This is a genomic window from Citrobacter sp. BIDMC107 (genome assembly GCF_001037575.1).
GTDB classification, from domain to species: domain Bacteria; phylum Pseudomonadota; class Gammaproteobacteria; order Enterobacterales; family Enterobacteriaceae; genus Citrobacter; species Citrobacter freundii.
Window position 1 is genome coordinate 87,163 of sequence record NZ_KQ089851.1, and the last position, 23,063, is coordinate 110,225.

Consider the following 23,063-nt stretch of genomic DNA (forward strand, 5'->3'; position numbering starts at 1 on the left):
ACTGGCAATATTTTCACCTTTCTCATAACGTCAGTTCGTCACCCGGCTGACTCTGGCATGGGCATTGCCCTGAATGTTCCAGTACAGCCCAGCCGGAAGCTCTGCGGCCCAGGTTGCCCCCCGTTCCGACATTTGTTCGGGCGTTTCCAGCCATCCACGCGGAATAGTACCGGTGGTGTCACCGATAACCCGCGAGACGCAGGCGGCAACGCGGACGCCGCCGGGGACATCACAGCCGGATTCAACGATGTGCATCACTTCCATTAATGCGCCGTACGCTTCAACACGGTCGCCCTTTTGCAGTTCAATGGGGGAAACCTGTTCAGTCAAATTCTTCATGCTCACACTCCCTTCAGTGATTAAAATTGTCGCCGTCGTTTTTAAGGCATCCGGGAGAAGAATCCTGGTGGCCATTACGCCGGTATGTTGCTGAATCATTTTCTGTCAGCGCCGTCGCCGCAGGACATCCCCGCTGGCGTCACTTCCGGCTGCTGGCCAGGCTAAACCGCCCAGCTCATCCCCCTTCCCGCAGTTCATCACGGTAAAGGGCAACCAGGTCATCGAGTATCGGGCTGCTCTGGTATCCCGGCATTTCTGTAAACAGGCTGCGCGAGATCCCGAGCCATTCCATTATTTTGTCCGTTGCATACCAACGTCTGCCGAGCCGCTCAGCGGCAACCGGTACTTTGTGCAGACCGGCAAATGGCTCAACTACCAGATCACCAGGCCTGGTGAGGAACTCGATCAGGAATGCGGCGAGTCGAGTGGGTGACGTTGCACCGTGCAGCGGAAACCCCAGTTCGCGGGCGATGCGATGGCAGAGCCGCGTATCCGGGCAGGCATTGCCAAACATAAGCGTATTTTTGGGGATAGTCCCTTCTGTCTTATTGCCGAAGGCGCCATTTTTAAGCTGGTAAGCGCCATCCCCGTAAAATGTAGTGCGGTTTTCGCCGCCGGACGCCTGCAATTTCTGATGCTGCTCTGAATGAGGCTGGAGAACGCGCATGTTGTTCGAACGAACCTTTTGCGCGTCATTAGTAAACCACAGCACCGGCTCGTAAGACGAACAGAGCTGAACACGCTGTTTACACGCCCAGTGAGTCGGCGACGGGGGTTTCGCTCGGTTCACCCAGTTCAGTCTGTCCATCAGCTCAAGACCCAGCTTATCGCACAGCGCCAGTGTCAGTCTTTCCAGATACAGAGAGCGCGATGGCCTGCCTGGATTAAAGCTGTCCTGCGTCACATTGAGCGCCACGCTGCCCCCCGGCACGAGCTGCTTCACGATAGGCTCAAGAATCCGCAGCAGCCAGTCAATATACACCTGCTCACCGCGTCCGCCGCCGTGCCCGTAATTTCGGGCATTACGCAGCAGGAACGGGGGCGACGTAAGGCAGAGATGGATTTGCTCATTGATGTTGCTGAAGAACGCGTACGCATTCCCGAAGACCGATGCCCCGAGCGAAGTTGAGAAGCCAACGACGCACAGTTTGTCCCAGGACTCATGCAGCTTCTTGTCATTTTTGAAGGCATAGCGCCAGACGCCCCGCTTTTCCGGGACACGCTCGATCACCCCGGCCTGCCGCAGCGTCTGCTGATACCAGCGAACCTGATGCTTGACGCCGCTGGTTCGCATTTTGTCCGAGCCGAACGCCTTCATTTTCTGTAGTTCTGCATCCGACATCCCCGTTTCGCGTTGTACCTCGCGATACAGCTCTTCGTTCGTTAACGGGGTGTCTGACGCGGCATAGATCCGCGCAATCAAATCGCTGTTAAGGTTGCTCATCAGCCATCCTTGAAAAACGGACCAGGGCGGCTTCACACTGCTCTTTACCCCACGAGTCCTGCCAGTCGCACAGGTGGAGATATTTGCGTTCGAGCGCTTCCATTTCATCAAGATTTGATCTCGAAAAATCTGGCCAGATATCATGCCAGCACACATTGAAGGTAACGCCTGCCGGTGGGCAGTATTCCAGAGCATCCGCAAGGATAATTTCAACGCGGGGATCGTGAGCAAATGCTTTGGAAACCAGGTTCATCACATCCTGAGACTTCTCAATGACGGTCACGTGGGTCACGTCAGGCTTCTGAAGAATGGCGTGCAGCACCATTCCCAGCCCCAGTCCGTTAATCAGGATGCGTCCAGTTGCTCGCTCAATGAAAGCTTCACAGGTACGGATCTCCATCGGCGTATTGGACATCACCACTTCGTTATCACAGGACAAACGCCGGTAGACGCCTGCCGGGATATATTCATCCTGATCCTTTGTATATTCGGCGCGAAGCTTCAGGGTCTGCGCTTTTTCTGGCGTAATCACAAAGGAGTCCAGCGTCCAGTTACCGGATTTCCCGTTTTTCACCGGCAGCTCAGCAAATTTACTTTTCATACTGATAACCTTAATTTCGAATCATTCTGTTGCCGGGAAATTACCACATAACCCTCGGGCTGGGCAGGCAAGATCGCGTTACAACGGACGGCGGCTGACGCAACCGTCCACGGGTTCACAGGTAACGAAGTAGGATCTCCGCATCCTCCGGTGGCAGCTGTTGGCAGCTCTTCACTTGATAGAAGAATTCCCCGCCAAGATCATACACTCCGCCGTCTTCAAAACTCAGTGCTTCGACCTCGTCGCGACACTCATTCAGTAATGCCGTCTGGCTGGCGTTTGCCTCAGTATCGCTGGCGACAAGCTTCACGCTGGAATGCTCATACTCGCCATTCCGGCATACAATTTTGACAATGAAGTTTTTTTCAGGCATCTGCGCCTCCCGGCTGGTTAGGGGTTTATTCAGCGTTGCCCCGGCGTCCGGGGCAAGACTCAATCAACCCTTGATGAAACTCTGGCCGAAAGAAGGATTGGCTTTAAACTGGTGCTCCTTTATGATTTTTTTCATCATCTGAGAGCATTTCTTGATCGATTTGGTGCTGGCATCCGTGACTTCAGCCATCTTGCGGATAAAGCGATTCACCTGATACTGCGCCTCAGCATCTTGGCTGAGGGCTTCACTGTGGATGCGGTCTTCATGCTGCGCAATCAACAGCACATAGCAGCGGAGACCTGTGGCGGTGCTCACGCGCTGGCTGATCGTGATTTCCGCCGAGCGGGTAGACTGGACGACAGAGAGAGAGACTCTCGATAATTCGCCGTCCCGGAAAATAGCCGGAGTAAGACCATTAATATCCTCGCGGGAATAATTCAGAGAGTCCAGAATGGAAAATAAATCACAGGTGGTAAAATCGAATTCCTGAATGCTCATATCGCCTCCGACGCTTCATTATTTGTTGGCATTGCCTGTAGATATATAATACCAGGTTGGGTTCAAAACCTAATAACCCGGAAGAGAATATTTTGAAGAAAATCTCAGGCATCCATGCCGTGAATTAAGCTGGCACTATTCTGAAATAATATCACCAAGGCTGGTGGTAAATTCTCTTTTGACGGATTCAGTAAACGGCACTCGCTCAATATATTTATAATTCGTGGCATAGGTGTTGGTGTCTAAAGTCCGGGAGATCTCATCATCAATCGGGTCTTCAAACATATCAATGCGCACATCGATATGCTGCGTGCCTTCTGCGGTAGGATGTGACAGGCTGCACGACACTTCGATATAGCGATCTTTCTGCTCCGCGACAAACGTCCAGAAACCTGCATTAAAGTCGGTTGATGCACCGTGACGTTTAAATACAACATCAGATACGGAATAACCGACAGCATTAAGAAGGGAAATGAAATTAAGCTGACTGGAAATGATATCTAATTTATTCATGATGTCTCCTGTTGGTATGTGGCAATTATACCAGGACGCGCTCGACGGCTAATAACCTGCGGCAAAATTTTTCCGAATAGTTGATGATGTGATTGATAGCTTTAAAAATTAGGAGGATTGTTTATAAGAAGGAATATAACCAGAGGATTTGAAATTTAATACACCATGCCGACTGACCACGTCTAATTTTTCAAAAGTTACTTTTCCCGGCTGCCCTGATCCCACGTCGCTAAGACCCGGTATACTCAGGCATTCTGCCCGGAAGGCAATTGGCTTCGGTGATCGGGTATTAAAATAGGGCCAGTCTGTTTTTCTGCGAGTTTCGCGCTCTGTTGATGGCGTGAAATCACCTTTTCCGGATGCCCTCCCTGGCTGTCCGGTGCGCTGGCGCTACGCCCAGCGGTATGGGGTAAAATAGGTCTCGTTAACTTCAAGAAATTCGGTCAGGGAATTCATCGCTCTCGTGTCGTATGCAGTCACAATAAAACGGTAACCGTCCACCGTTTCGATGTAACTGATCCCCCGTGGCGTGCTGCTGGCATTCACCACTTCCGCCGTCATCATAAACTGGCCTTGCGGGAATTCCTGTGACAGGTAGATAAATCCGGTGGTTGCTGATGACGGGGTGGCATTCATCAGCACACCGTTAAATTGCTGGCCGTGTCGCGCCGGGATCAATGTGCTGTCCGCCGTCGCCTGATTCAGCAGCTGCCGGATCAGGGTTTCCTCTTTATATGAGCTGTAAGCGCGGACATCGTCTTCAGCCCCGGAGCGTGAGCAAACACCTACATGTGCAAGCCGCCGGTATTCGTTACGCATGTAGGCATGACAGGATGCACCCGCTCGCCCCTGAAGGGTGACACCAAAATCTTCACACAGCATCAGAACCTGGCGCAGATTGTTGTCATATACCGTCGCAGTAAGGGCCAGGTTATAACTGACGAATGTCAGCTCAAAAACCCGTGTATGCATGTCACTAACGTGTGCCTCCATCCGGATCAGCGGCTTTTCAGTCAGCGGATATGGAGTGCCGTTCACGCAGTACGGGGTAACGCCGCTAAAACACTCGCCGATCACGCTAGCAATGACTACGTCGGCGTCAATGACAGCCGGTGCCGGGACATAGATCTGAAACTGTCCTTCCGTGCCAGATTGGGTAAGGACGGGGAACAAACGCGGGGAATTAAGCTGCTCAAGGTCAGCATTGATCAGTTCTGTCCAGCTGGGTTTCCCGGTGGGTGCATCGAGGCGCAGGCCCAGGTTATCGCAGAAGTCGACGATCTGCCGGGAGTGTTCCACCATCACTGCCCCGGAGAGAGTCAGACCGTGCGTCGTCATCTTCAGCTCACTCGTCCGTGTCTGGGTATTCTGGGACCAGGGCTGTAAAGAAAGTGTCGTCCGGCTTAGTGAAGGTATAATTGTTTCATTCAGTGGGTCGATCAGTTGGCAATGCGCATTCAGCCGGGGGACAAGGGCATCAAATATGAAGCTTGCCTGTTGTTTAGTGCTGGCCTGAATATAAAACATCGCATCCGTGCCTGCATCCCTGGATAAAATACCGAAAAGTTTCATTTTTTACCTTAATGGATTAGCGATTTATAATCATGCGCCGACAGGTGAACGTTATGTACGCCATCATTCCACACAAAGAATAACCGATATTTTGAATTAACTCGAATGGAAGAGTACCGGTTTGCGGTCATCCTTAAGCGTTCGTAACGCAAACTACTTGATAACAATTCGCGTTCGTTTTTTACATTATTTAACGTTTTCAGTCTGCATGAAATCGCATTTAACAGATCAGCAGGAATACCTGCTGTGGACTTTCCATTACGGAAAAAGCTTTCCAGCCGTCTGTCTTTAAATGAATGGATCATATCTTCCTCCGTAATGGAATGAGTAAAATTAAATAAGAATTATAAAAGCCTGAAGCTGATTTATTAAATCCCGAGAATTCTGGCTGCGACCGTTAGTTGTTTATCACTTAATGGATATTTCCGTGATAACGTCGATTTCAGACTGTTCAGAAAGCTGTTCTCCCCGTCTTGCTGTGTGATGGCGTCAACCAGTTCCTGATTGCTCTTACACCACAGATTGAACGCGGAAGTCTTTGATTGTACAGCACGCTGACGCACTACTGCCTGAGCTGCTGAAATCTTGCGTGCCGCTTCCGGGTATGTGCGATATAACGCGGAAAGGGTGTAACATGTACGGGTTGTGACCAGGCTATAGCCCGTACCATTACATGCCATGCAGCGGCTCCTATAAAAGTGTTTACGCTCACCACGGCCTTTGCATTTATTGCAAGTGACCCGATAAATATATTCCCCGGTGCCTTTTACTGAATCAATACACTGAATCTTAGCGTTGTCGATTTCAATTCCGCTCTGGTCAAAGTATTTATCCATTTTTGATTCCTCAGGTTTGGTCTGAAGTAATCATGACAGATTGGTCTCGCTGGCTAATAACCTGAATGAAAGATTTTTAAAAATAATTTTGCAGCACTGCTAAAGGCAGTTTATATATGCAGGATTCAATTTTACTGAGAAATATTTTCGGAATTATCTGTTTACAAATACCAAAAAAAAACCAATGAGGTCTTAATTACATCCTTAATGGGCATGGTTATTTTACATCCTTATGAGTAGCAATGCTTATGTGTTAATTTAAAAAGGCACTGTTGCAAAGTTAGCGATGAGGCAGCCTTTTGTCTTATTCAAAGGCCTTACATTTCAAAAACTCTGCTTACCAGGCGCANCTCTCAGCCCGGTACACACCAGAAAATTATTGATATGGCCATGAATGGCGTCGGATGTCGCGCCAGTGCACGCATTATGGGCGTTGGCCTCAACACGATTTTACGACACTTAAAAAACTCAGGCCGCAGTCGGTAAACTCACGCATACAACCGGGCAGTGACGTCATTGTTTGCGCGGAAATGGACGAACAGTGGGGTTACGTCGGCGCTAAATCACGCCAGCGCTGGTTGTTTTACGCGTATGACAGGATACGGAGGACGGTTGTTGCACACGTCTTCGGTGAACGTACTATGGCCACGCTGGAGCATCTTCTGAGCCTGCCGTCGGACTTTCAGGGCGCGTGGTTCCTTTTAAACACCAGCTCTGTATCTCTTTTAAAGATCCTTTAATAAATCCTGTAAACACATAACCTGTTCATCGCCTGCCCTGTGGACAGGCTGCGGAGAATGCCCGCCCTTGCAGCGACCTGACGGTCGCGCCGGTTCGGCAACATCAGAGAGAGCTCCCATCGCTTCGCGACGGGCCCCGACCGGAGAACCAAATTAGTTACAGCATTCATAATGAGATTCATCATAAAACCGGCGCCGGTTTGCCCGCCAGGAGCCCCTCCCCACCACTGAAAAGCGCCGCCGCCCCCGGCCGAAGGCCGGGGAACACCATCGCTTTAGAATGGCGGATGTTGTAACTAGATCTTGTCATTGCTGTGGGTGGTGTTGCTTTTCGTTCTGGCGTACACGCTCGTAAGCGGCCCTAACGGCCCGCTAACGCGGAGATACGCCCCGACTGCGGCTATCGCCTTGTCGTGACCACTCCGACCGCGCACAGCAGCTTCTGTATCGTTTTTAGCGGGTTTGTTCTGGGCTTAGCAGTGTGGGGGATTATTACGGCTGAAGCCGTAATGCTTTTTTCGTCCTCGCTTCGCTGCGGGGGTCTCCGGCGCATGGCGCCTCCCATGCGCTGACGCGCATCAAAAACCCGTCCCCTGCGCCACTTGTGTCTGACGCACGCGAGAGTCCGCTGCGGCAAAAAAACAAGAAGAGAGCTAGACGAAGGTCGCTCAGCTCCCCGTAATTTTTTATATACTCACCACGGGGACATTAGATCTGCTTTTGCCAAAAAAACGGCTAGTTTTTTCTGGATTTACCCAAACCAAAGGCACCGGCATTCACTATAAACGAGGCCTTTCTGATCGGCGTATCGATATCAAATATGGGGTTTTCAGCACGCCTTCTTTCAAAGTACTTATTTCTCTCCGATTCATTTTTAAAAGCGCTACCTGTCCTTGCAATCCTCTCCTGAATAAGCATCTTTTCATGCTCAGCCTTTTTGGTTGAGTTGGCCTTAGCGAGATTCTTTTCAAGGGATTTCGTATGCTTTTTTATATGCTTTCTCAACCTAGCTTTATGGCCAAATGAGAGTTTACATATCGGACAAGTGAATAATTCTTCCATAAGCTTCATGAGTGTAAGGGGAAGGTTATATTTACCATAGCATTCCTTGTCCGAACTGCCATGCGATGGTCCACCGGGGCAATGAGGCAAAGCCGTTGTCTGTGGAAGCACTACGCGGCATGATGAGCGTCGCCAGTTGCACACCGGCAAAGACGTGAAACACTTTTAACCGGAGCCAGTCATGCGCGTTGCCGAAAGCATCATCCTCGATGCCCTCACTCGCGGAGGATGCATCAAAACCTTTTACCGCATATCCTCACGGCAGGCTGCTGAATCGGCCACGCGGATACCTGAGGGGTATATTCTGGAGTCGCCCGGCGAGCGGGAAGATATTGTGCTCTCGCGCGCGGACTTTCATGCGCTGGAGAAGCTGCTGGAGCAGAAGGAAACCTGGGAGCAGGTGGTCGGTGTGACCTGTTTTGGTGGGGCAACATGGCAGCTGAGACCGACTGTACAGAGCTGAACAACTGAGATTTAAGACCTGGGAATCAGTAAGACTGAAGGGAGGTATCTGTTATGACGCTGACAGAAAAAACAGGCCATCTGGCATGGTGTGCACTGGTCGCGCTGGCACTGGCCAGACAGGAGCAGGGAGAACTCTCTCCCGCACAGGAAAATCTCTTTCTCACCCGCTGGCTCGCGGCAGCACTGAAGCAACGGCGATTCTCGCGCGATGTGGCACAGGATATCGGGTGGTTACTGAATCAGGGGCGTTTGCTGGGTGTGAGAGCTAAGCTGGCCGACAAACTGGGCTATGTCTGGCGCTCCTGCAGCGGCGAGTTGACTGAACAGAACGACATGTTCCGCCTGACGTATGCGCTGGAAACAGCGAAAGACATGGGCTGGAATTACCGCGTAATGAGCGACAGAGAATGGGCCGGACGATATGCTTTGGTACTCAATCCTGGAGTAAACGGTGTTTATCTCTTACGGACAAACCTTGATGCCGCTTTTGACGACAATGGCCAACAGACAAATCCGCTGACAGTACGTCTGACAGGGAACGTAACTGGGATAATGAAACTGTTAAATCGCTGTGGCTGGCAGGCTGAGCCTGAGTCTGATGCCTCCCTGCCCCACCAGTTTTCACTGATGGCCCGGCAGGGAGTGCCAGGAAAGGGGGATTAGTGGCGGATTTGTGCCAGGTCATCTTCAGTCAGACCGGTCATTTTCATGACAGTATTGCGGTCAATGCCGTTCTGCAGCATGGTACGGGCAATTTTCGGCACTGTTGCAAAGTTAGCGATGAGGCAGCCTTTTGTCTTATTCAAAGGCCTTACATTTCAAAAACTCTGCTTACCAGGCGCATTTCGCCCAGGGGATCACCATAATAAAATGCTGAGGCCTGGCCTTTGCGTAGTGCACGCATCACCTCAATACCTTTGATGGTGGCGTAAGCCGTCTTCATGGATTTAAATCCCAGCGTGGCGCCGATTATCCGTTTCAGTTTGCCATGATCGCATTCAATCACGTTGTTCCGGTACTTAATCTGTCGGTGTTCAACGTCAGACGGGCACCGGCCTTCGCGTTTGAGCAGAGCAAGCGCGCGACCATAGGCGGGCGCTTTATCCGTGTTGATGAATCGCGGGATCTGCCACTTCTTCACGTTGTTGAGGATTTTACCCAGAAACCGGTATGCAGCTTTGCTGTTACGACGGGAGGAGAGATAAAAATCGACAGTGCGGCCCCGGCTGTCGACGGCCCGGTACAGATACGCCCAGCGGCCATTGACCTTCACGTAGGTTTCATCCATGTGCCACGGGCAAAGATCGGAAGGGTTACGCCAGTACCAGCGCAGCCGTTTTTCCATTTCAGGCGCATAACGCTGAACCCAGCGGTAAATCGTGGAGTGATCGACATTCACTCCGCGTTCAGCCAGCATCTCCTGCAGCTCACGGTAACTGATGCCGTATTTGCAGTACCAGCGTACGGCCCACAGAATGATGTCACGCTGAAAATGCCGGCCTTTGAATGGGTTCATGTGCAGCTCCATCAGCAAAAGGGGATGATAAGTTTATCACCACCGACTATTTGCAACAGTGCCCAACCGGATATGTTCGCGGCACCGGCAGCCAGAAAGCCACGTCAATCAACCAAGAGAAAAGCGATATGAGCCAATTCAATTCTTTGGAAATGTGCGCAGGGGCAGGGGGCCAGGCGCTCGGCCTGGAAATGGCTGGCTTCGATCATGCGGCCCTGGTCGAACTGGAACCGGCAGCATGTGCAACGCTGCGGCTCAACCGCCCGGCCTGGAACGTCATTGAGGAAGACTTACGCCGCTTCGATGGCCGCCCCTACCAGGGCATTGACCTGGTGGCCGGCGGCGTGCCGTGCCCGCCGTTCTCCAAGGCTGGAAAGCAGCTCGCCCGAGTTCGACACCAAATGCTGTAAGTGATTGATTTGACTAGGGTGACCTTATCAACGTGCCACTACAGAAGGGGTTATTTGGGGTCGAAACTGGGTTTTTGAGCCTTCAAAGCGGTCGGATCGTAGGTGACGGAGGATATTTCTGCGGCAGCGCGTCGTTGCCGCAGAGTTATTACATTGAGTGTAGCGCAACGACGCGGCCATTGCGCCACAAATAAACTTCAAAGTTGCCACTACAAAACCTTCGCGCAGGCGCACGTAAGTTGTTGATTCATATGAAGAAGTCTTCGCAAAAACCGAAAAATTGACGTTTTGGTGTCGAACTCGGGGGGTCAGTTTTCAGTCGGCAGAACAGCCTCTACTGGGTCAGTTTTCGGTCAGCGGCAACACACTTGATTTGCTGGTGCTTTCAAACAACGGTGTTGTTTTTTTAACAGCCGAACTGGAAAGGGAGGCTGAGCTGCTCAGTGATCACTTTATCCGTTGGCTGATTTACGCCGGCATGTTCGCTACAGGCACTGAACGACAACGCAGATGGTATGATCTGTGCGTTCTGACTCGTCAAGGATCGGCCAATGGATCGTTTGTCTAATTTGCTCTCGCGGTTCGGCGTGCGGGCCAATCTGTTCTATGACGGCGACCTATGCGGCTCTGCATCTTACGATGGCGCCGAGCGGCGAGGTTATATCCATCTGCTTCAGGCCGGCAGCGTGACGTTGCTTGGTCCCGATCGCAAGGATTTGCAGCTCACTCGCCCTAGCTTGATTTTTATGCCACGCCCCGCCAAGCATCAATTGTTTGCGGGTGAGTCCGATGGCGCAAAGTTGTTGTGTGCTTCCATGGAGTTTGAGGGCGGAATTGATAATCCTTTGTCGGCTTCATTACCGGACTGTTTGGTGCTCGCACTCGATGATCTGCCCATGCTGGCAGACACGTTGGAGTGGATGTTTGCCGAGGCGGCAAATGTGCATTGTGGAAGGGAAGCCGCGCTTGAGCGCTTATTTGAGCTCCTAATCATTCTGTTGCTCCGTTACCTGCTCGATCATCACCAGTTGCGCACCGGAATGATGGCTGGACTGGCCGACATGCGGCTTGCCCGATCGCTTTTACAGATGCACAACTCCCCGGAACATGCCTGGTCAATAGCAGAGCTGGCCAGTGAGTCAAATATGTCACGCGCTGCGTATGCCGTGCATTTCAAGAGAGTCATCGGACAGACGCCTGCTGATTATTTGTTGAGTTGGCGAGTTAGCCTGGCTCAGAAGCTGATGCGAGAAGGGCGCTCGATTACGCTGATTGCAGCTCAAGTCGGCTACGAAAGTCCTTCGGCGCTGTCTCGCGCATTTAGACGCAAGACGGGGTTGAGCCCTCGTGACTGGTTGAAAGATCTGGCGGGGGAAAATGATGGCAAAAAGGCCTAAGGCATTACTGCCTTAAGCCATTGAAAAAATTATGCATTAATTTTACGTTTTTCCAGTTCAACCAGCGAATGGCCTGCCACAAATATCGAAACAGCAAGCAACCCTAAGTCTTTAAGCAGAAACTGACCTGGCGCAACGGAAATCGCCGGAAACCCTAAACTAGGCTCAATGACGCCCGGAGTGGAAAACATAAAGCTAAGGGTTGTGAAGAACAGGCCTGCAGACAGAGCGCCTCCTACCACGGATAGTTTGGGCGACAGCATGCGGCCTGCGATCAGAGTGCCGATCGAAATCTCTAGTATGCCGAGCAGGCTGGAGAACATGTCGACCGAAAAAATGCTATACACCCATCCCAAAAGCGGGCTGTTGCTCACCAGTGGAACCAGGCCCTCGGCCTCGTAGTGGGTAAATTTCATGCCGCCGAACCAGAAGTAAATAATAGCGAGAGCCAAGTACGCGCCATAGATACCTAGCCCCATAGTTTTGGTTCCAAGCGTTAAGTGGGCCTGTACGCTGGACTTCGAGTTTTCAATGCCTATGGTTTTCATGTCTGAGCTTCCAGTAGTGAGTGAGAGTGTGTTGGCTGCCGAACGCCGTATGCGTTGGCGATGAGATGATTATAGCTGGCATCTCTAATCAAGAGGCATCAGAAAGTATTGATTTCAGTGCAGATCGTCTTGGGCGGTGCAATTCGCGATGAAGGGATCGCCGTGGAGAGCGATGAGTGCACTATTTCGATAAAGGAGTCGTTTTACATAGGTCGATGAAGCGCGTTGCGGCATCGCCTACTGTCATTTCTCAAATCTGACTATGGGGCTTGGGGCGAAGGGCGGCACTGACTAGGCTTAGAACAGCTACCAACTAGCCGCGCGGCCGCGATGCACAAAGAATGGTAACTGAGCCGTGAGTGCGGTGGGCGCCCGCATTTATTTCCAAACCCTACAGATACATCGATCTTCGACTTCAACCGGGCAGATAGCTGTTGCAGCAAGCCTATCAATCGACTTTGACGTGTTAAAGAGGATAGGTTTTCCAGGGTTGGGGAACAGCATGCCCTGCAGAACGACACACGTCACTTTTGTTAAATTAATAAGCTAGCTACCTATTGGGCATAACCTTGCAATTTGCTTCAATTTACGCACATGCACTTGCGACCTCAAAATGCAACGTAAGCCCCGAATATCTCCATTATTGTCGCCGCCAGCCTTAGTTACAGCTGCTATGATGAATGAGATCGAAAACTGAAATCCCCCACTAGAATTGTTGACTGGAGTCAAAATGAATAAAAAGCGGCCGGTTAATCTTGATATTCGAACCATTCAGCTTCCTCTCACGGCGCTTACATCGATTCTGCACCGGATTTCAGGAATTATGCTCTTTATTTTTCTGGGACTGATACTGTATATGCTGAGCAAATCGTTGGAGTCAGAAAAGGGTTTTAATGAAGTCAAGGAGATTTTTTCTTCACCTTTCGGCAAAGTTAGTTTCTGGTTGGTATACTCTTCATTTATTTATCATCTCGTAGCCGGAATTCGACACCTAGTTATGGATGTGGGTGTTGGTCATACTTTGAAAGGCAGCAATCGCGCCTCTACTATTGTTTTAGTAGTGTCGGGTGTTTTAATGGTTGCTGGCGCCGTATGGATTTGGTAGCTGTGGAGTCGTAATGCGTATTTACAAGGACTAAAAGCGTCCTTTAAAGCTAACTTACGAAAGTATTTATAATCGACGGTTCACGCTTAAACGGTTGAATCCTTTCGGGCTTCCGAATAGCTGTTAGCTGAAAGCTATCATGAGCTAAGTTTTCTGTGCATCATCAAATGTGTTAATGGGAGCGCCATAGTACTAGGTACAAATATGGCTCTAGGACAATGTTAGATGTTTTGGATTTTGAGGCGGATCGCTCTTATCGAAGATCGTCTAATTCGCTCTGAAGCGCAGGTTTTTTGAAACTATCACCTGGTTGGCACACTGTGCGAATCAACATCAGATATGAGAAAGCCAATCAGGTGAACACTACCCTCGAGGGCTCATCTGTCCAGTTAAAGCCTCGAGTCTTTCTGGGTGCGCAAAAGACAAGAAGGTTATATGGGAAAATTATGAGGCCTGGATACCATGCGTCATGGGCGTGCCGATGCTGTGAGTGACAGAGCGAGAAGCAAGTGAAAGTCCCTGAAGTAGGGGCGGGATGCGCCCGAGTGGCATTTTTTGTCTTAAGGTAGATCGCGTAGCTGTTCTTCAGAATAATCTTCAGAGCGTTGACGACAGCCATCGCTGTGCATTCCTCAAGAATAGAATGTGTCGGAAGGGTGGCGTCATTGGTGTTAGTCATCGCTTAGGATTTCTCAATCTGGCTTACACGGGCGCCTGTACCGATATCCCCGCGGATGGCGACGTATCGATGTTGAATTCCTCGCCAGACGAAGTGCAATGAGCTGCGGCTATAGGCTTGCGCAGCCTTAGATAGCCGGCCGTCGCAGGCGCGCCGGTTGGCCGGGATCTTCTTCTGCCCGTCAGGTGTCCGGTCGGAACTCCAGCACGAACGCTACGACCTTTTCGGCGGACATTTCGCACGGCTTCAACAATGTCCTATCTGATGTAACGCGGAAGAGGTTGAAGCTGACAATGTCAGTCCCGTCCAACTCCCTGGCGAACAGACTGTTGCGACGTCCGTCCCCAGATCGCCGGACGATCAAGCTGAAACGCCGGCCTTCATAAGTCCCTTCTCTGTATCCCTCCGCAAGCTTCGCGAAAGCGGCATCGAACTCGGAATGCTCCATGTCATCCATCCTTATTGATAGAACAGAGGCGCGGCGGGTGCGAGACCGCCAGTGCCGGGTCGCGCTAAGGTGCCGGGCAGATTCCTGCAGCCGACGAGGCCCGGGGTGGGCAGGATAATTGAGATGTCGGCGCCCGCATGGCTATCAGCGAAGTCGTCCGTCCAGTCTGCTAGGCAACGTCCACGCCTTTCCAGAAAGCGATGTAATCCCGGATACCCTCGGCATCCGGAGTGGGGGCGGGATAGGTCCAAGCGGCGTTCACGTTGAGCGCGTCACCCGCGCGAACATGAAAGAAGCGCGCGGCGCCTTTGATCGGACAGACAGATGTGTGCGGGCTCATCTCAAGCAGGCTCAGGTCGACTCCTGACGGTGGGAAGTAGTGATTTCCCTCGACGATGACTGTTTCGTCGCTTGTGGCGATAGTAGTGTCTTTCCAGATGGCTGAGACCAACGGACTCTCCTTTTGTATTCATCAACCGGCGAAGGCTCGCGGGCTGGCTGCCCCAAGCCGCACCTCCTCAGGTGGCAGGCGGGTTGCGCCCGAGAAGTTTGTCGAGCTCGCCTCTGACATCGAGCGCGAATAGCTCATCGGAGCCACCGATAAGGGTGCCATTGATGAAGATCTGCGGCACGGAGCTTCGCCCCGACGCTTCCGCCATGGCCTGCCGGTGAGCCGGATCCGCCTCAATATCGAGCTCCTTCCATCGCACGCCCTTTTCCTTGAGGAGCGCCTTCGCTCGGCGGCAGAACGGGCACCAATTCGTGGTGTACAGCAATACATCAGTTGTCATATTGCATCTCCGGCAGTTGCACGCGGATCGCTGTCATGGCGTTGATCTCCAATTCGCGGCGTTCAAAGATGGCGACTGCACCTTGGCCGACATCGGAGCAGATGCTGACGATTGGCCGCTATCCAGGCGACATGGCCCAAAGTGCTTTCACCGCCAGGCAGAGGCCGCACGCGCCTCCTGTAGCGCCGAGCCGATGCTCTAAGGTAACCGAGCCTCGATTGGGACGGAAGCGGTCCCGCTCGAATCGCCCATCATGCTGGTCGAGCATATCAGGACGACGGATAGTGCAGGAACTTTCAAATTGAGCTTGATGTCGAGCCAGGTATCGCGAGCGAAGGCGTTCTAGAGGCCGGGGGGTACGAAGACTGTGTTCGGCAAAACGGTTCACGTTGATCGCCAAAGCTTCCCAGGGCGCACGTCTACGATCGGCGCGACGTGAGATAGCTCGCGCCGCTAGCCCCCGTAGCGCTCCGTCTTGATGATGGAGGCGTCCAAGCCCGCCAGCAGCGCGCTATCGGTTGCGATGTTGACGAATCCGTTAGACCCGCAGACGAACACTTGCGTCGGCTTTCCCTGAAGCCTGGTTAGAATTTCTTGGACCATCATGCCGTCGATCCGTCGCGCAAAGTCCGATGCGCGAACCGGTTTCTCGCGCGTAATCGCGAGCGCCAGGACGAACGCCGGATCGCTGATTTCGATGCAATGAAGTTCTTCTGAGAAGAGAACGTCCTCGGCGGTTCGTGCGGACAGGAGCAACGCTGTCGGAACGGCTTGGGCCAATGCGCGGCGCTGCCGGATCATTGCCATCAACGGCACGAGGCCGGAGCCTCCCCCGATCAACAGAACCGGATCTATGGCAGGCTCAGGCCAAAGGAAATGGCCACCGAGCGGACCGCGAACTTCGATTTCGTCACCAATCGCCGCGATGTCGTGAAAAAACGGCGAAACTTCGGCATCCGGCATGCGCTCGATAGCTATCTCGACGATCGGGGTCGAAACTGCCGATGACGCGATCGAGTAGCTGCGCATTGCACTGTAGCCGTCGGGCGCGGTCAGCCGGATATCGACGTGCTGACCTGCGGTGTGCGCGAACGGCTTGCTCAACCGAAGGAAGAAGCTCTTGATACTCGGTGTTTGCTGGATGATGTCGTCGATCACGCATGATTGCCACGAACGGACTTGCGCTTCGTTTTCAGTCATGGGTGTATCGTTGTTCGCGCCACGGATCGCCGTAGATGTGATAGCCGTGCAGCTCCCAAAAGCCGGCCTCGTCACGCGTCGTGAATTGCAGCGCATTCACCCATTTGGCGGATTTCCAGAAGTAAAGGTGCGGCACTAGAAGACGCGCCGGCCCCCCATGATCGCGGGAAAGTGGCTTGCCCGCATAACTGAGGGCGACCATCGCTTTCCCGGAAAGCAGATCCGTCAGAGGGACGTTTGTCGAATAATTATCGTAGCAGTGCGCCAAGACGAAATCGGTAGGCCGATCAAGCTCTGCATCTGCAAGGATGTCTTCAATGAGTACACCCTCCCAAACGGTATCCAGTTTGGACCAAGAGGTGACGCAGTGAATATCCTTTGTCACCTGGGTCTTTGGTAGAGTGTTGAATTCGCCCCAATTCCACGTTTTGACGGGCTTCGGACCAATTTTGACTGTGAATTTCCAGTCGGAGGGCTCTACCCTCGGCGTAGGGCCGGCCGACAGAACAGGGAAATCCTCCACCAGATGCTGACCTGGCGGAATCCGATCGGACTGGTCGCCTGAACCGCGACCGGTGAAACCTCTGGTGACCATAGTGACCCCTCTTGCTCGATACGGCAGACCGAAGCCGGCCTTCATTTCAGTACTCTGCGTAAAGCATTTGCCCGCACATCCGCCGAATAAGCCAATCGACTAAAAATCAGATACAGATGCTCTATCATCGTAAAAAATCGCGTATCGAACATAGCGTCAGGCCAGCATGATTCCCAATACCCAATGGCTATAGGGTAGATAACCCCAAGGCTGCGTACGCTGATCTGCGGTATGCGGAGCGGAAGTTGCAGGTTCGCTCTCAAACGGATGGGCAGCGTGCAAAGCTCAAGGCTCACCAGCGCATGGTTGCCCAGTTCGCGCTCGCCGGCAGCTTGAGTATATTAAGGACGAAATGTCGATCTGATCTATTCTGGCTTCAGGAAATAGGGAAAATAAGGTCGGACGTTCGCGCACCGTCGCGACGCGCGATCATCCACTAAGCTTCTGTATCGGGGTTGGAGGATCAGATGAACGAGATCGAACGACAAGCGCCTGAGCTGCGGGTGCAAAAATGGATTGGCAAAGATGGGGAAAGTATCGCGCCGTTCAAACTGTCAGATATCGGGCCCGGCCCGAAAATCTTGTTTGCCTTCCAGCATTGGTGCCAAGGTTGCCATTTGCATGGGTTTCCGACGCTACAAAAGTTGCATGCAGCGTTGAGCTCAAAAGACGTGGGGTTCGCAGTGATCCAGACCGTCTTCGAAGGAACGCATGAGAATACCTTCGAGAAGTTGCGCGTGAACCAGCTCAAGTATGAGCTTCCTATCGTTTTCGGTCACGACGAGCAACCGACCGGCTCGCCGTTTCCAACCTTCATGGAAGACTACCGCACACGAGGAACTCCGTGGTTTACGGTTATCGACGCTGGCGGTAGCATTGTTTTCTCGGACTTCCATCTCGACGCGGAGCGACTAGTGAAGCAACTTGAGCAAGGTTAATCGTTGGAAGGTGGGCAATCATCCTGATTGCCACCCATCCCCTGATGCCCACTACAGGCGTTGCGCGCTGTAACTCTGTTGATCAGCGTGCGAAAACCCGGATCCGGATAGGAGGAGCGTCAACGATTGAATCAATCCGTTGGGAGAGGGCGGCTCCGCTCCGTCAGCTCGGCAATAGATAACCCATTCTCGCCGAGCAACTCTCTGATCCGATCGACGATATGAGCCCCTAGCGCCGCTGTCTTGGTCCCCCCCACAGATTCCCAAGATGCGAGTTCACACGCCGATACCTCGTGGTCAGCGCCGAAGTGCTTCTGTCGGTATGTCACCGCCGCCCTTCAATGATAAAGGCGCGGTAACGGGAACCGGCAAAGCGTTGAGCAGCGATGGTTTGGTAGGCGGGACTGTCATACCAGTCGCGAGCGGCCTGCATCGTCGGGAAACGCAAGATTACGGCCCCTTCGATGGGCGGCCCCTCCAAATGCTGGATCGCGCCATAAGCGGCGAGAAAGGTAACGTCGTGACCATCGAACGATGGTCCGACGCCTGCAGAATAGGTTGCGAGTGCATGTGGGTCGCTGGTTTCTTCCCGCGTAAAGACGACGAACGCTTCCATCATTAGGCCTCTCAAAGGTTGGATCTGTTGGCCATTACCACCGGTGATGGCCTCACAGTCGTCAGGCTGGCAACTGGAACCCGATTTTCATGAGTGCCTCGACGCACGCATCCTGATCCTGCTGATAGTTGCCTCCGGAGATGCCTATGCCGCCGATCAACTTCCCATCCTCCAGAATCGGATAACCGCCGCCGACAGCGACCATCCGAGGGCGATAGGCTAGCGGCGCCACTTTTGGATCGTTGGTCACATAGTCGTTCCAGACATGGGTCGGGAACCCAAACGAGGCGGAACTCCAGGCCTTGTCGATGGCAACATCGACGGTAAGGAACGGCGCATCGTCGGTGCGCTCGAACGCGCGCAGGTTACCGGTGGCGTCGACGACGGCGACGGCAGCCGGGATGCCGATGGCACGGGCCGCAGCGAGCGCCGCGTCGATGAGGGCGACTGCGGTTTCGCGGTTGATCGAGGCGGTGGCAATAGATTTGGTCATGGGATTCTCATCGCTGGGGCATAACCCGTTCGGCTTTTTGAGGTTGGACAAGATGTTTGGCGATCGCGGTCGTTAGAAGCCTTCGAGGACGATCTTGCCTTTAGCCGCGCCACTTTCGATCAGTGCATGCACCGTCTTCAGATTGGCGGCATTGATCGGCGACAGTCGCCGGGTCAGCGTCGTGCGGATTTTGCCGTCGTCAACCAGCGCTGCCATCGCATCCAGAATCTCGCCCTGCTCATTCATGTCGGGCGTGCCGTAGATCGACCGCGTGAACATCAGCTCGTGGTGGATCGACACCGCCTTGCGCTTGAAAACCATGATATCGAATGCCTTGGGATCGTCGATCAGTCCGAACCGTCCTTGTGGGGCGATCAGTTCGGCGATGTCGGCGACATGTTGCTCGGTATGTGTGGTCGAAAAGACGAAAGCGGGAGCACCGATGCCGAGTTCGGCGATCTGTGGCGCGAGCGGACGAGAATGGTCGATGACGTGGTGAGCTCCAAGCCCTCTTACCCACTCTTGGGTTTCCGGTCGAGAGGCTGTGGCGATGACGGTGAGGTCCGTGCGCTGTCGCGCGATCTGGACGGCGATCGACCCAACCCCGCCCGCGCCACCGATGATGAGGATCGCCTCCGCCGCACCGGGTACGGGCTTCGCCACGTCCAGGCGGTCGAACATCGCCTCCCAGGCCGTCAACGTCGTCAGCGGCAGCGCCGCCGCTTCCGCCCAGGAGAGCGACGCAGGTTTGTGACCGACAATCCGGGCGTCGACGAGATGGAACTCCGCATTGGTACCGGGCCGTGTGATCGATCCGGCATAATAGACCTCGTCGCCTAACTCGAACTGCGTGACGTCGGGGCCGACCTCGCGCACAATCCCGGCGGCATCCCATCCCAGCACCTTCCAATCGCCATCTGCCGGCGGCGTGCTGTTGCGGACCTTGTAGTCGACCGGGTTGACCGAGACGGCCTTCACCTCAACCAGGATATCGTATCCTGCAGCGACAGGCCGAGGCAGATTGATGTCGACCAGCGCGGCATCCGCGGCGATGGGTCCCGGAACCTTGTAACCAATGGCTTTCATAAATGTCTCCAGCTTGCTTGATCGGATGACGCGAATGCTCGTTAGTCAACTTCTTCTACATTGAGGTCCCGACTCTTGAACTGGGTCGCGGTAGCAGATTTCATCGAACACGTCGATCAACAGGCCCTTATGCTCGGTCGCCGGATCGGTGATCGCGTAGAGGGTGGAGGCGTTATCGCCATCATCACCGCTTCCGAGGCGAAACGCCGCGTCGACGCAGATGCCGCACGGACCGATGGTTGATCCTGGCTCGAGATCGACGAGATTGCTGTCCTTGACGCGCTATTCGCGGTCTTAGCCCTTGGCGATGAAGGACTGAACTGCTTGTAGAGCGTCGGTCAGCTGCTATGTCATGGACGCACCTTCATCTTGAGTTGGATTGGACAAGCTTCCGTATAAGGCCCGCTGTAACCGTCAGATGACGGCGAAGAAAACGATGGGCAGTATTCACAGCCACTTAGCCTTCTTGAAGCGCACAAATAGGAAAACGCACGATATCGCTATCACTCCGAGCACGACAAAGTATCCGTAGGCCGTGTCCAGCTCCGGCATGTGCTTAAAGTTCATGCCGTATATTCCAGCGATCGCCGTCGGGACTGCCAGTATTGCCGCCCAAGCCGCCAGCTGGCGGGTGATCACCCCCGTCCTTTGCGCTTCAAGAAGGCTGCTGGCCTCAAAGACCGTGGACAGGACAAGCAGGAGGCCGTCGACCATGGACTGCACGCGGTGGACATGGTCCGCGACGTCGTGGAAATATGGTGTCATTTCGGCGCTGATGCAGGGAAAGTGGCCGCGAACGAGCTTTCGCACCAGCTCGGCCATAGCCCCGAGCGTGCGCTGGAACCGCGTGAGTTCGGACCTTAGTTCGAAGATTCGCGCCACCTCTTCTGGCCCGAGGAAATCGTGCAGCGACCGTCGCTCCATCGCCAGGACGTCGTCCTCGATCATTTCGAAGATGGGCAGATACTGGTCGACCACGCGATGCAAGATCGCGTGCAGCACATAGTCGACACCCTTGCCGAACTGCGTCGGCGATGCCTCGAGTTGCTCCCGAAGTTTGCCCAGCGCTCCGGCATTGCCGTGCCGCACGGTGATAAGGTGATTGTGACCGGTGAAGATCGCCATCTTGCCGTAGCTGATCCGGTCGCCGACCAGCTCGGCGGTCTGCGCGACGACGTACAACTCATCGTTGTAGACCTCGAGCTTGGGCGGGCACAGCGGGTGCATCGCGTTGTCGATCGCCAACGGATGAAGATTATATGTCCTTTGGATCGCGAGTAGTTCCTCGGGGGTGGGTTCGCTAAGCGCGATCCAGCAGAAGCCCGAGCGACTCTCGCCCAACTTGACGTGCTCATCGAGCGCGATTTCGCGAACTCGCTTGCCTTCGTTGTAATAATAGGCGGCGATGATGCTCATGCTGGCCTCGCGGGAATGTGGAGGCCACGCTGGACGGCCGGTCGAGCCAGCCCGCGTCCAAGCCATGCGCGGACGTTCGAAAAGCTGCTGAGGCCAAGGATGTCACCCGCAGCGTAGAATTCCACCAGCGCATTCACCCAGCCGAGCGTCGCGATGTCCGCGATCGAATAGTCGTCGACGATCCAGTCGCGGCCTTCCAGCCGGCGATCCAGAATCCCCAGCAGACGCGTGGATTCGTCGATAAAGCGCTGTTGCGGCCGCTTGTCCTCATAGTCCTTGCCGCCAAATCGCAGGAAGAAGCCGAGCTGACCGAACATCGGCCCGATGGCCGACATCTGAAAGAACACCCACGCTAGGGTCTCGTAACGCTGGCCTGGTTCGGTGGAGATGAACTGACCCGTCTTGTCGGCCAGATAGAGGAGGATCGCACCGGATTCCCATAAGGCGATGGGTCTACCGTCAGGGCCAGCCGGATCGATGATCGCCGGTATGCGTCCGTTCGGGTTCAGCGACACGAACGCCGGATCCTTCGACTCGTTGTTCGAGATGTCGATCAGGTGGGGCTCGTACGCCAGGCCAGTCTCCTCAAGCATGATCGAGACCTTGACGCCATTGGGCGTAGGGGCTGCGTAGAGTTGCAGGCGATCGGGATGAGATGCCGGCCAGCGCTGCGTGATCGGAAAGGACGAGAGGTCTGGCATAAATCTGCGATCCTGGTGTTGCGATGGCGACTGACTGGAACGAGCCGTCACTCTGAAGTAGGGTTCGATGACCGCGTCGCTGAACGACGCGGTCACGAAGATTGCGGACCGGATCGGCGCAGTGGCAACGGCAGTGAAGCCTATTCCGCCGCGGTCCCGGCCGCTGGCTGTACGTCGTCAACCTTTTGGCGCTTCGGAAGCACCCAGCCGGGACGGACGAAGTGGCAGGTGTAGCCGCCCGGGCGCTTCTCCAGATAATCCTGGTGATCGGGCTCGGCCTCCCAGAACTCGCCGACCGGCTGGACCTCGGTCACCACTTTGCCATCCCACAGCCCCGAGGCATCCACATCGGCGATCGTATCCTCGGCGACGCGCTTCTGCTCCTCGTCGACATAATAGATGCCCGACCGGTAGGAGAGCCCACGATCATTGCCCTGGCGGTTCAGCGTCGTCGGATCGTGGATCTGGAAGAAGAATTCCAGGATGTTCCGGTAGCTCGTCACTGTCGGGTCGAAGACAATCTCGATCCCCTCGGCATGCGTGCCGTGATTACGATACGTGGCGTTCGGAATATCGCCGCCCGTGTAACCCACACGGGTCGAGATGATGCCGGGCCGCTTGCGGATCAGATCCTGCATGCCCCAGAAACATCCTCCTGCGAGAACAGCGCGCTGATGCATG

Annotated in this window: 29 protein-coding genes and 2 pseudogenes; 7 read left to right on the forward strand and 24 right to left on the reverse strand. The window is 53.9% G+C overall.

Translation table 11 applies throughout. The features are described 5' to 3' along the window. Positions 1-30: 30 nt before the first annotated feature. The 9 genes from SK39_RS24440 to SK39_RS24480 form a co-directional block, all read right to left on the reverse strand. On the reverse strand, positions 31-339 hold the full coding sequence (locus tag SK39_RS24440) for a hypothetical protein (protein WP_022652122.1): 309 nt from the start codon (positions 337-339) through the stop codon (positions 31-33). 175 nt (positions 340-514) lie between these two features. Continuing rightward, entirely contained in the window at positions 515-1,783 is a 1,269-nt protein-coding gene (locus SK39_RS24445) for a DNA methyltransferase (protein WP_048217583.1), read from the reverse strand. Next, positions 1,770-2,384: a polyamine aminopropyltransferase gene (locus tag SK39_RS24450; protein ID WP_048217584.1), complete on the reverse strand. Its 615-nt coding sequence runs from the start codon at positions 2,382-2,384 to the stop codon at positions 1,770-1,772. The genes SK39_RS24445 and SK39_RS24450 overlap by 14 nt, the downstream gene beginning before the upstream one ends. Before the next feature lie 115 nt (positions 2,385-2,499). Next, positions 2,500-2,757: a hypothetical protein gene (locus SK39_RS24455; protein WP_022652126.1), complete on the reverse strand. Its 258-nt coding sequence runs from the start codon at positions 2,755-2,757 to the stop codon at positions 2,500-2,502. Between the two features lie 63 nt (positions 2,758-2,820). Then, entirely contained in the window at positions 2,821-3,255 is a 435-nt protein-coding gene (locus SK39_RS24460; RefSeq protein WP_015063073.1) for a hypothetical protein, read from the reverse strand. 135 nt (positions 3,256-3,390) lie between these two features. Beyond that, on the reverse strand, positions 3,391-3,768 hold the full coding sequence (locus SK39_RS24465) for a hypothetical protein (RefSeq protein ID WP_015063074.1): 378 nt from the start codon (positions 3,766-3,768) through the stop codon (positions 3,391-3,393). 390 nt (positions 3,769-4,158) lie between these two features. Continuing rightward, a complete protein-coding gene (locus SK39_RS24470) occupies positions 4,159-5,340 on the reverse strand; it encodes a hypothetical protein (RefSeq protein WP_015063075.1) in 1,182 nt (393 codons plus the stop codon). 8 nt (positions 5,341-5,348) lie between these two features. Beyond that, positions 5,349-5,645: a type II toxin-antitoxin system RelE/ParE family toxin gene (locus tag SK39_RS24475; protein ID WP_015063076.1), complete on the reverse strand. Its 297-nt coding sequence runs from the start codon at positions 5,643-5,645 to the stop codon at positions 5,349-5,351. Positions 5,646-5,708: 63 nt separating this feature from the next. Further along, positions 5,709-6,176: a DnaJ-like cysteine-rich domain-containing protein gene (locus tag SK39_RS24480; RefSeq protein ID WP_022652128.1), complete on the reverse strand. Its 468-nt coding sequence runs from the start codon at positions 6,174-6,176 to the stop codon at positions 5,709-5,711. A 339-nt stretch (positions 6,177-6,515) separates the two neighbouring features. Here SK39_RS24480 and SK39_RS26975 point away from each other — a divergent pair. Beyond that, positions 6,516-6,859, forward strand: a pseudogene (locus tag SK39_RS26975) (IS1 family transposase); the annotation flags it as partial. A 792-nt stretch (positions 6,860-7,651) separates the two neighbouring features. On the opposite strand, the gene SK39_RS24495 reads toward SK39_RS26975, so the two are convergent. Further along, positions 7,652-7,978: a C2H2-type zinc finger protein gene (locus SK39_RS24495; protein WP_004201125.1), complete on the reverse strand. Its 327-nt coding sequence runs from the start codon at positions 7,976-7,978 to the stop codon at positions 7,652-7,654. 181 nt (positions 7,979-8,159) lie between these two features. On the opposite strand from SK39_RS24495, the gene SK39_RS24500 reads away from it, so the two are divergent. Both SK39_RS24500 and SK39_RS24505 read left to right on the forward strand, forming a co-directional pair. After that, entirely contained in the window at positions 8,160-8,441 is a 282-nt protein-coding gene (locus SK39_RS24500) for a hypothetical protein (RefSeq protein WP_001568067.1), read from the forward strand. A 53-nt stretch (positions 8,442-8,494) separates the two neighbouring features. After that, the gene (locus tag SK39_RS24505) at positions 8,495-9,106 is read left to right on the forward strand and encodes a DUF2913 family protein (protein WP_000176305.1); all 612 of its coding nucleotides are present in this window, start codon (positions 8,495-8,497) and stop codon (positions 9,104-9,106) included. Here SK39_RS24505 and SK39_RS27325 read toward each other — a convergent pair. Together SK39_RS27325 and SK39_RS24510 are read right to left on the reverse strand one after the other, a co-directional pair. Beyond that, a pseudogene (locus SK39_RS27325) lies at positions 9,103-9,201 on the reverse strand (hypothetical protein); the annotation flags it as partial. The gene SK39_RS24505 and the pseudogene SK39_RS27325 sit on opposite strands and share 4 nt — an antisense overlap. A gap of 53 nt (positions 9,202-9,254) precedes the next feature. After that, on the reverse strand, positions 9,255-9,959 hold the full coding sequence (locus SK39_RS24510; protein ID WP_001067855.1) for an IS6-like element IS26 family transposase: 705 nt from the start codon (positions 9,957-9,959) through the stop codon (positions 9,255-9,257). Here SK39_RS24510 and SK39_RS27685 point away from each other — a divergent pair. Further along, positions 9,950-10,369 (forward strand): DNA cytosine methyltransferase, encoded by a 420-nt coding sequence (locus SK39_RS27685; RefSeq protein WP_048217586.1) that lies wholly within the window; start codon positions 9,950-9,952, stop codon positions 10,367-10,369. The genes SK39_RS24510 and SK39_RS27685 overlap by 10 nt on opposite strands. Positions 10,370-10,920: 551 nt before the next feature. Then, a complete protein-coding gene (locus SK39_RS24520) occupies positions 10,921-11,766 on the forward strand; it encodes an AraC family transcriptional regulator (protein ID WP_012080657.1) in 846 nt (281 codons plus the stop codon). Positions 11,767-11,795: 29 nt separating this feature from the next. On the opposite strand, the gene SK39_RS24525 is transcribed toward SK39_RS24520, so the two are convergent. Beyond that, on the reverse strand, positions 11,796-12,314 hold the full coding sequence (locus tag SK39_RS24525; protein WP_003464991.1) for a YkgB family protein: 519 nt from the start codon (positions 12,312-12,314) through the stop codon (positions 11,796-11,798). A gap of 730 nt (positions 12,315-13,044) precedes the next feature. Here SK39_RS24525 and sdhC point away from each other — a divergent pair. After that, positions 13,045-13,419 carry a succinate dehydrogenase, cytochrome b556 subunit gene (gene sdhC, locus SK39_RS24530; RefSeq protein ID WP_005005993.1) on the forward strand — a complete coding sequence of 125 codons (375 nt, stop codon included), beginning with the start codon at positions 13,045-13,047 and terminating at the stop codon, positions 13,417-13,419. An 860-nt stretch (positions 13,420-14,279) separates the two neighbouring features. Here sdhC and SK39_RS24535 read toward each other — a convergent pair. From SK39_RS24535 to SK39_RS24555, 5 genes are all read right to left on the reverse strand, one after another. Next, positions 14,280-14,546, reverse strand: a complete 267-nt coding sequence (locus SK39_RS24535) for a hypothetical protein (RefSeq protein ID WP_003464988.1) — start codon at positions 14,544-14,546, stop codon at positions 14,280-14,282. Between the two features lie 169 nt (positions 14,547-14,715). Beyond that, positions 14,716-14,997 carry a DUF427 domain-containing protein gene (locus SK39_RS24540; RefSeq protein WP_003464986.1) on the reverse strand — a complete coding sequence of 94 codons (282 nt, stop codon included), beginning with the start codon at positions 14,995-14,997 and terminating at the stop codon, positions 14,716-14,718. 67 nt (positions 14,998-15,064) lie between these two features. Beyond that, complete coding sequence (grxC, locus tag SK39_RS24545) at positions 15,065-15,337, reverse strand: glutaredoxin 3 (protein WP_005005995.1); 273 nt, start codon at positions 15,335-15,337, stop codon at positions 15,065-15,067. 453 nt (positions 15,338-15,790) lie between these two features. After that, positions 15,791-16,537, reverse strand: coding sequence for a ferredoxin reductase (locus SK39_RS24550; protein ID WP_002118292.1), 747 nt, complete (start codon positions 16,535-16,537; stop codon positions 15,791-15,793). After that, positions 16,530-17,132, reverse strand: coding sequence for a sulfite oxidase-like oxidoreductase (locus SK39_RS24555; RefSeq protein WP_003464980.1), 603 nt, complete (start codon positions 17,130-17,132; stop codon positions 16,530-16,532). Before SK39_RS24555 ends, SK39_RS24550 begins: the two co-directional genes overlap by 8 nt. A 467-nt stretch (positions 17,133-17,599) precedes the next feature. Between SK39_RS24555 and SK39_RS24560 the strand changes: the two genes are divergently transcribed. Continuing rightward, the gene (locus SK39_RS24560) at positions 17,600-18,070 is read left to right on the forward strand and encodes a TlpA family protein disulfide reductase (protein ID WP_003464979.1); all 471 of its coding nucleotides are present in this window, start codon (positions 17,600-17,602) and stop codon (positions 18,068-18,070) included. A 325-nt stretch (positions 18,071-18,395) separates the two neighbouring features. Here the strand turns inward: SK39_RS24560 and SK39_RS24570 are convergent, their stop codons facing one another. From SK39_RS24570 to msrA, 6 genes are all read right to left on the reverse strand, one after another. After that, entirely contained in the window at positions 18,396-18,689 is a 294-nt protein-coding gene (locus SK39_RS24570; protein ID WP_010591688.1) for a DUF1330 domain-containing protein, read from the reverse strand. Between the two features lie 58 nt (positions 18,690-18,747). Continuing rightward, the gene (locus SK39_RS24575; protein ID WP_005006001.1) at positions 18,748-19,179 is read right to left on the reverse strand and encodes a GlcG/HbpS family heme-binding protein; all 432 of its coding nucleotides are present in this window, start codon (positions 19,177-19,179) and stop codon (positions 18,748-18,750) included. Between the two features lie 72 nt (positions 19,180-19,251). Continuing rightward, positions 19,252-20,265, reverse strand: coding sequence for a zinc-binding alcohol dehydrogenase family protein (locus SK39_RS24580; protein ID WP_002118279.1), 1,014 nt, complete (start codon positions 20,263-20,265; stop codon positions 19,252-19,254). A 447-nt stretch (positions 20,266-20,712) separates the two neighbouring features. Next, positions 20,713-21,681, reverse strand: coding sequence for a magnesium and cobalt transport protein CorA (locus SK39_RS24585; protein ID WP_003464971.1), 969 nt, complete (start codon positions 21,679-21,681; stop codon positions 20,713-20,715). Then, the gene (locus tag SK39_RS24590) at positions 21,678-22,382 is read right to left on the reverse strand and encodes a glutathione S-transferase N-terminal domain-containing protein (protein ID WP_003464969.1); all 705 of its coding nucleotides are present in this window, start codon (positions 22,380-22,382) and stop codon (positions 21,678-21,680) included. The genes SK39_RS24585 and SK39_RS24590 overlap by 4 nt, the downstream gene beginning before the upstream one ends. A gap of 140 nt (positions 22,383-22,522) precedes the next feature. Next, entirely contained in the window at positions 22,523-23,062 is a 540-nt protein-coding gene (msrA, locus tag SK39_RS24595; RefSeq protein ID WP_003464967.1) for a peptide-methionine (S)-S-oxide reductase MsrA, read from the reverse strand. Between the last annotated feature and the right edge of the window lies 1 nt (position 23,063).